Origin of the sequence: Pseudonocardia sp. KRD291 (assembly GCF_019263595.1) — a bacterium.
In the GTDB taxonomy this organism is placed as follows: domain Bacteria; phylum Actinomycetota; class Actinomycetes; order Mycobacteriales; family Pseudonocardiaceae; genus Pseudonocardia.
Genome location: NZ_JADQDD010000296.1, coordinates 1 through 7380, shown reverse-complemented (window position 1 = coordinate 7380; position 7380 = coordinate 1). Strand labels below are relative to the sequence as shown.

Sequence of the window (7380 nt, the reverse complement as noted above, 5' to 3'; positions counted from 1 at the left end):
CCGGTGTACCAGCCGCGGTCCGCTCCGACGGTGCGCGCGGTCATGTCAAGGAGCACCCAGTCGTCGAGCCGGGCGGGGCGATGGAACCAGAGCGCGTGGTCGAGGCTCGGCCCGGTCCTCGATCCGGTTCGCTCGTGCAGCCCGAGCAGCCCGCTGGAGAAGTCCGAGAGATAGGTCAGTGCGCAGGCGTGCAGGATCGGGGACTCACCGAGTGGGGTCGTGCAGCGCGCCCAGAAGGTCGGGGGCAGGCCGGCGGGCCCGTCGTGCGGGGGGAACCGCCCCTCGAACGACGCCATCCGGTGCAGGCCGACGCCCGGCAGCCCGTCCGGCTCGACTACCTGCGGGGATGGGGTCAGATCTAGCCCCGCCCCGCCCGTCGGGGCCACCTGGAACGACGCCCCCATGCTGAACATGATCCGCCCCGCCTGCCGGACCACCACTCGGCGGGCGGAGAAGGACCGGCCGTCGCGGTCCCGTTCCACGGTCAGCTCCACGGGCTCGGCCGCGGTGCCCGCGGCCACGAAGTACCCGTGCAGCGAGTGCGGCACCCGGTCCTCCGGCACCGTCAGCCCCGCGGCCCGCAGCGCCTGGGCCGCCACCTGACCGCCGAAGAGTGCGTAGGGGCCGTCGGCGAACAGACAGGTGGAGCGGAAGACGTCGGCGCCGATGGGCTCGAGGGTGAGCAGGTCGAGCAGGTCGAGGGCCGGTTCACCGTGGACGGCCGCCGTCGGCCCGCCCGTTTCCGTCAGAGACACCACAGGAGCATACGTCGAGTCAGAACCATGGATCCATAGCTCGACACTTCTCGTGCCCAAACCCACGCGAGAAGGGTGACACTCTAGTCAGATCGCTGCTAACGTCCTCAGCGCTCGGGCCGCGATGCCCGGGTCCCACACCGGACTCGACGACGAGGAGCCGTCCACATGGTCGCCATCATGAACGGGATCAGGGTGCTCGAGGTCGCCTCCTGGACCTACGTCCCCGTCGCCGGCGGGATCCTCGCCGAGTGGGGTGCCGACGTGCTGAAGGTCGAGCACCCGGAGACCGGCGACCCCCAACGGGGCCTGGTCACCTCCGGCCTCGTACCCCAGGGCGGGGTCGCGCACATGGTCGAGCTGCCGAACCGGGGCAAGCGCAGCGTCGGCCTCGACCTCAAGTCCGAGGAAGGCCGCGAGCTGCTGCTGGAGCTCGCCGCGAGGGCCGACGTGTTCCTCACCAACTTCCTGCCCGCCGCGCGCACGAAGCTGCGGATCGACGTCGAGGACATCCGCGCCGTGAACCCGCGGATCGTCTACGTCCGCGGGTCGGCGCACGGCCAGCACGGCCCGGACGCCGACCGCGGCGGCTACGACAACTCGACCTTCTGGGCCCGTTCGGGTGCGGCGGACACCGCCAGCCCGGATGAGCTCGGCTACCCGGTCACCCAGCCCGGCGCCGCGTTCGGCGACGTGCTGGGCGGCTTGACGATCGCCGGTGGGATCTCCGCGGCCCTGCTGCACCGCGAACGCACCGGCGAGGCGCTGACCGTCGACAACTCCCTGCTGGCGACGGGCGCGTGGGCCAACGGGGCGAACCTCGCCGCCTCGGCCGCCTTCGGCATCGAGCGGATCCCGCGCTACAACCCGGCAGACGCCCCCAATGCGCTGGTCAACAGCTACCGCACCCAGGACGGCCGGTTCGTGTCCCTGGTCATGCTGGAGTCGGACCGCTACTGGCCGGAGCTCACCACCGCCCTCGGCCGTCCCGACCTCGTCACCGATCCCCGGTTCGCCGACCACGCCTCCCGGATGCGCAACAACAAGGAGGCGATCGCCGAGATCTCCGCCCTGTTCGGCGCGCTGAGCTTCGCCGAGGCGCAGGAGGTCCTGGGCCGCGGCCGCGGCGCCTGGGCCCCGGTGCAGACACCGCTGGAGGTCCTCGACGATCCGCAGGTCGTCGCCAACGGATACCTCAACGAGCTCAAGGACGCCAACGGCACCCCGTTCCGGCTGGTCCCGGCGCCGCTGCAGTTCAACGGCGAGACCGGCGACACCCGGCGCGCCCCCGTCCACGGCGAGCACACCGACGAGGTCCTGGGCGAGCTCGGCCTCGACATGGACCGGATCCTCGAGCTGAAGATCTCCGGCGCCGTGCTCTGACTTGCCGCTCCGCGGGCTGCGGAGCGCTCCGTCCGGTCACGACGAAGTGAGGACCATGAGCCAGCCGAGCGTCAGCCCCACACCACCCCTCGCCCGGCGTGCCGCGATCGCGGGCCTGCTGGGCACGATGATCGAGTCGTACGACTTCGCGGTGTACGCCTACCTGGTCGTCTACACCGCGCCCCTCTTCTTCCCGGGCGGCAGCACAGTCACCGCGGTGCTCTCGTCGTTGCTGGTGTTCGCCGCGGGATTCGTCGCCCGGCCGATCGGCGGGTTCTTCTTCGGCCGGATGGGTGACCGGCTGGGGCGGCGGCACACCCTGGTGATCACCGTGACGCTGATGGGCGCCGCGACCTTCGCCATGGGGGTCCTGCCCACCCACGGGGCCATCGGCCTCGCCGCACCGGTCCTGCTGGTGCTCCTCCGGCTCCTGCAGGGGTTCTCCGCGGGCGGCGAGCTCATGGGATCGGCGACGTTTGTCGCCGAGTACAGCACCGCGAAGCGGCGCGGACTGTTCAGCGCCATGACTCCGCTCGGGTTCTCGACCGGTGTCGCGGTCGCACCCGCGGTCGTCGCGCTCGCAACGCTCGTCTCGGGCGACCAGATGGCCACCTGGGGCTGGCGCATCCCGTTCCTGATCTCCCTGCCCCTGACGATCCTGTGCCTCGTCTACCGGGTCCGGCTCGAGGACTCCCCGGAGTTCCGGGCGGTCGTCGCCCGGCAGGAGGTCCCGACCTCGCCGGTCCGGGAGGTCCTGCGCGAGCACTGGCGCGCGGTGCTCCGGGTCGCCGCACTGTCCGTCGCGGTCGGCCTGGTCGGGTACACGACCGCGGCCTACATCCCCATCTACTTGCAAACGACCGCCGGACTGCCCGCGGCGACCGTCTCGGTCGTCGCCGCGGTCGCGCTGACCCTCGCTCTGCCGTTCGCCCTGCTCAGCGGGGTGGCGGTGGACCGCTTCGGTCGACAGGCCGTGCTCGTCACCGTGCTCGTCGCCCTCCTGGTGACCGTGGTCCCGATCATGCTGGCGCTGGGGACGGCGGGGACGCCGATCATCCTGGTCGGGGTGGCCCTGTGGTTCCTCGTCGGCCTGGCCGGCGCCGCTCCGCCGCCGGCGTACTCGGCGTTCACCGGGCTCTTCCCGGCCCGGGTGCGCTACACGGGGGCCGCCATCGGCTTCAACATCGGTTCGGTCCTCGGCGCGGGGTTCGCTCCGTACTACGCGGCCCGGCTCACCGCGGCCACCGGCAGCCCATACGCCCCGGCTCTGCTGCTCGCGGCCGCCGCCGTGCTGGGCATCGCGGTGATCACGACGGCGCCGCGGACGGACGCGGGCGGCCTCGTCCCGGACCGCGCGGCGGAAGAGCCGCCCCTCGCGAGCCCCCACCGGGAGGATGCGGCCGATGCGGTCTGAGACCTACTGGGAGCTCGTCGAGCGGCGGGCCCGGACGAGCCCCGACGCCCCGGCCCTCGTCGATGAGCACGGCGCGCGGCTGACCTTCGCCGACCTGCGGGAGCGGTCGGAGGCCACTGCCACCGGGCTCGCCGCCCTCGGCGTGGGCCAGGGGAGCCGGGTCGCCTGGCAGCTACCCAACCGGGTCTCCACGGTGCTGGTGATGCTCGCCCTGAGCCGTCTCGGCGCGTTCCAGATGCCGCTGCTGATCATGTACCGGGAGCGGGAGCTGGGGGCGTTGCTCGCTGCGGGCCGTCCCGACCTCGTGCTGGTGCCGGGGGTCTGGAGGGGCACCGACCACGAGTCGCTCGTCCGCGGGGTCCTCGGGGCGAACGGACTCGGGCACGTCCCGACCGCGGTGCCGGACAAAGGGACCGCCGCGGGCCCCGGTGCCCCCGACCTACCGCCGCCCCCGTCCGATCCGGACCGGGTGACGTGGGCCTACCCGACCTCGGGGACGACCGGTGCCCCCCGCGCGGCCCAGCACACCGATCGCGGCGTGATCGCCGCGGCGACGGGGTTCGCGGAGGGGTCGACCGCGGGCGCCCGGCACGACGACGTCGGGTGCATCGCCTTCCCGATCGCCCACCTGGGCGGCAGCCAGTACCTCGCCATCAGCCTGCTGACGGGGACGCCGACGGTCCTGATCGAGGCCTTCGACCCGCCGCGCACGCTGGCCACCTTCCGTGACCACGGGGTGTCGATCGTCGGCGGCAGCCCGACGCTCTACCAGGCGATCCTCGAGGAACACCGGCGTACCGGCACGCACCCGCTGCCCACACTGCGGTTGTTCGGCGGCGGCGGGGCTCCGCTGCCGTCGCGGCTCTACCACGCGCTGCGATCCGAGCTGGGAGCCCGGATCGCCCACAGCTACGGGATGACGGAGGTCCTCATGGTCGCGGTCGCCGACGTGCGCGACGACGACGCGGTGCTCGCCGCCACCGACGGCAGGCTCCTCCCCCACCTCGACGCCAGGGTCGTGGGTTCGGACGGCGAGGTGCTCCCGCCCGGCGCCCAGGGCGAGCTGCAGCTGCGGGGCATCTCGGTGACCACCGGGTACACGGACCCGACGCACGACACCGCCGCCTTCACCGCCGACGGCTGGCTCCGGACCGGCGACGTCGTCCGGCTCGCGCCGTCGGGGCACGTCACCGTCACCGGCCGGATCAAAGACGTGATCATCCGCAAGGGCGAGACCCTCTCGGCGGTCGAGATCGAGGACCTGCTGCGGGAGCTGCCGGCGGTCGCGGAGGTCGCCGTCGTCGGACTGCCGGACGCGACGCGGGGCGAGCTCGTGTGCGCCGTGGTGCGGCCGGCCGACCCGGCCCGGCCGCCCGGCCTCGCCGAAGTCGCCGCGGACCTGCGGGGCGCCGGCCTGATGGTTCAGAAACTGCCGGAACGACTGGAGATCGTCGACGCCATGCCGAGGACCGGACTGGGCAAGATCGCCAAGGCGGAGCTGCGGGCGCGGTTCGCCGTCCCCGCCGGAGAGCCCGTATGAGCCACGAACCGCGAGGACCCCACGGACCCTACGGCCGCCAGGACCCCCTGCCGGAGCACTGCGCGGACCTGACGGCCGAGTGGCTCGGCGGGATGCTCGCCCGGCGCCATCCGGGCACGGTCGTCGAGGGACTCGAGACCGTCGAGGTGCGTACCACCCACACGTCCAAGGTGCGGGTGGCGGTCGAGTACAACGCCGCCGGGCGCGCCGCGGGGCTACCGCGGCGCCTCTGTCTGAAGGGCAACTTCACCGGCAGACCGAACCCGTTCGACATCTGCCGCACAGAGGCCCGCGTCTATCACGACCTGCTGACCGACCACGGCCTACCGGTCCCGCGCGCGTACCTGGGGGACTGGGACGCCGACAGCACCCGGGGGCTCGTGGTGCTCGAGGACCTGATCGAGGTGGGAGGGGAGTTCGGCAGCACGTATCAGCACCTCGGGATCGACGGAGTCGCCAGCGCCCTCGACGACCTCGCCGTCCTGCACGCCCGATTCTGGGACGCCCCCGCGCTGCACACCGCACGCTGGCTGCCGCGCTCGATGGACACCCCCGGTGACTGCGAGCAGCCGCGGACGATCTGGTGGCTCGTCGAGGAGAACCTGGGTCGCGACGTGTACCGCGAGCGGCTGCCCGCGTGGATGGTCGCCGACCCGCAGCGGTTCCTGCGCGCCTACGACCTGCTCAACGAGTGGGCACGCGACAGCCGCGGCCCGGTGACCCTCGTGCACGGCGATTCATACCTCGGCAACACCTACCTGCGGCCGGACGGCACGAGAATCTGGCTGGACTGGCAGATGGCGCGGACCGGCAGCGCGCTGCGGGACATGAGCTACTTCGTCGTCGGCGCGCTGACGACCGAGGAGCGGCGGGCCGCCGAACGTGACCTGCTCGCGCACTACCGCGATGCGCTTCGGGCCGGGGGCGTGCGCGAGGTGCCCGACCAGGAGGCCTGGTGGCATGACTACCGCCGGTGGGCGATGTACGGGTTGATGAGCTGGATGGGCACGCGGGACCACTGGGGGCAGGACAACCACACCGCCATCCACCGGTTCTCGGTCGCCACCGACGACCTCGACACGCTGGCGCTGCTGGAGGGCGGGGCGGCGGTCAGTCCGGCGGGTTCCCAGGGTTGAGCAGGCCCCGCTCGAGGAAGGCGGCCATGGTCTCGACCACCTCGTCGTCGGCCACGTCCCGGCCCCGCACGGTCAGGCCCAGCGGCAGCCGTTCGAGTGCGGCCGAGGCGACGAGCGTGGCGACCCGCAGGTCGAAGGGGTAGCTCCGGTCGACGTGGCCGAGCGCCCGGGCGAGGTTCGCGCGCAGGGCCGCGGACATCCCGTCGGCGTGCTCGAGCACCACTGGCGTGGTCACCTGCCGGTCCGACCACACCGCGACCACGCCGGCGTGTCGCCGGTAGGCCGGCAGGTAGGCGTGCAGCCACACCGCCAACGGGTGCCCGGCTACCGGGCCCGGTAGCCGGGCGAGCAGCTCGGCGAGCTCGGTGTGCGCCTCCTCCGCGAGCACCGAGAGCAGGTCGCTCTTGTCCGAGAAGTACTTGTAGACGGTGCCCCGCGCGACACCGGCCGCGGTGGCGATCTCGTCCATGCTCACGGCCTGGTAGCCGCGCTCGGCGAAGACCCGGGCCGCGGCGTCGAGCACGTCGCGCACGGTCCGGCGGACCCGCGCGCTGCGCCCGGCGAACCGGTTCGACGGCACGGGCAACGCCGGGGCCGGGGCGACCTCCGCCCCGGCGGTGACGGCGCCGAGGCTCGCCAGCACGGCATCCGGAGTGTCCGGGAACAGCACCAGCTGCACGGTGACGGCCAGGCCGTCGAGCAGTACCTCGTCGGGGACCGCGGAGGCGGTGGTGCCGCGGGTGGACCGGAACGCGTTCATCCGGTGCACGACGAGCATCACCGCGGCCGCGAGGTCGACCTCGGGCGGTGCCGTGTAGCCGGAAGACTCCAACCGCGACGCGATCCGGGCGGTGTAGGCGTCGACGAAGCCCGACACCGTGGGCCGATAGTCGCTGGCGGGGGTGTCGAGCTGGTTCCACTGCGCGAACATCGTGGCGTAGCGGTCGTACACCCAGGCCCACTCGCCGAGCCACCAGTGCAGGTTGTCGAATCCCTGCGCGGTGGGGCCGAGCGGACCGAGCCTGCGCACGACGCGCATCAGCGCTCCGCCGCACTCCGCGAGCAGCTCCGAGAAGATCTCGTCCTTGCTCGCGAAGTACTGGTACAGCGTGGCACGCGAGATGCCCCCGGCGGTGGCGATGTCATCGACGG

Annotated in this window: 6 protein-coding genes; 4 read left to right on the top strand and 2 right to left on the bottom strand. The window is 72.8% G+C overall.

Annotated features, from left to right (window positions below; genetic code table 11):
• Positions 1 to 755: acyl-CoA thioesterase II (locus tag I4I78_RS27580; protein WP_218614425.1), on the bottom strand; the 755-nt coding region annotated here is incomplete at its 3' end.
• Positions 756 to 923: 168 nt separating this feature from the next.
• On the opposite strand from I4I78_RS27580, the gene I4I78_RS27575 reads away from it, so the two are divergent.
• From I4I78_RS27575 to I4I78_RS27560, 4 genes are read left to right on the top strand one after another with little or no spacing between them, the layout of a single operon-like run.
• On the top strand, positions 924 to 2138 hold the full coding sequence (locus tag I4I78_RS27575; RefSeq protein WP_218614424.1) for a CaiB/BaiF CoA-transferase family protein: 1215 nt from the start codon (positions 924 to 926) through the stop codon (positions 2136 to 2138).
• 55 nt (positions 2139 to 2193) lie between these two features.
• The gene (locus tag I4I78_RS27570) at positions 2194 to 3552 is read left to right on the top strand and encodes an MFS transporter (RefSeq protein ID WP_218614423.1); all 1359 of its coding nucleotides are present in this window, start codon (positions 2194 to 2196) and stop codon (positions 3550 to 3552) included.
• Positions 3542 to 5092, top strand: a complete 1551-nt coding sequence (locus I4I78_RS27565) for a class I adenylate-forming enzyme family protein (protein WP_218614422.1) — start codon at positions 3542 to 3544, stop codon at positions 5090 to 5092. The genes I4I78_RS27570 and I4I78_RS27565 overlap by 11 nt, the downstream gene beginning before the upstream one ends.
• Positions 5089 to 6228, top strand: coding sequence for a phosphotransferase family protein (locus I4I78_RS27560; protein WP_218614421.1), 1140 nt, complete (start codon positions 5089 to 5091; stop codon positions 6226 to 6228). The genes I4I78_RS27565 and I4I78_RS27560 overlap by 4 nt, the downstream gene beginning before the upstream one ends.
• Here I4I78_RS27560 and I4I78_RS27555 read toward each other — a convergent pair.
• Positions 6203 to 7380: TetR/AcrR family transcriptional regulator (locus I4I78_RS27555; protein WP_218614420.1), on the bottom strand; the 1178-nt coding region annotated here is incomplete at its 5' end. The genes I4I78_RS27560 and I4I78_RS27555 overlap by 26 nt on opposite strands.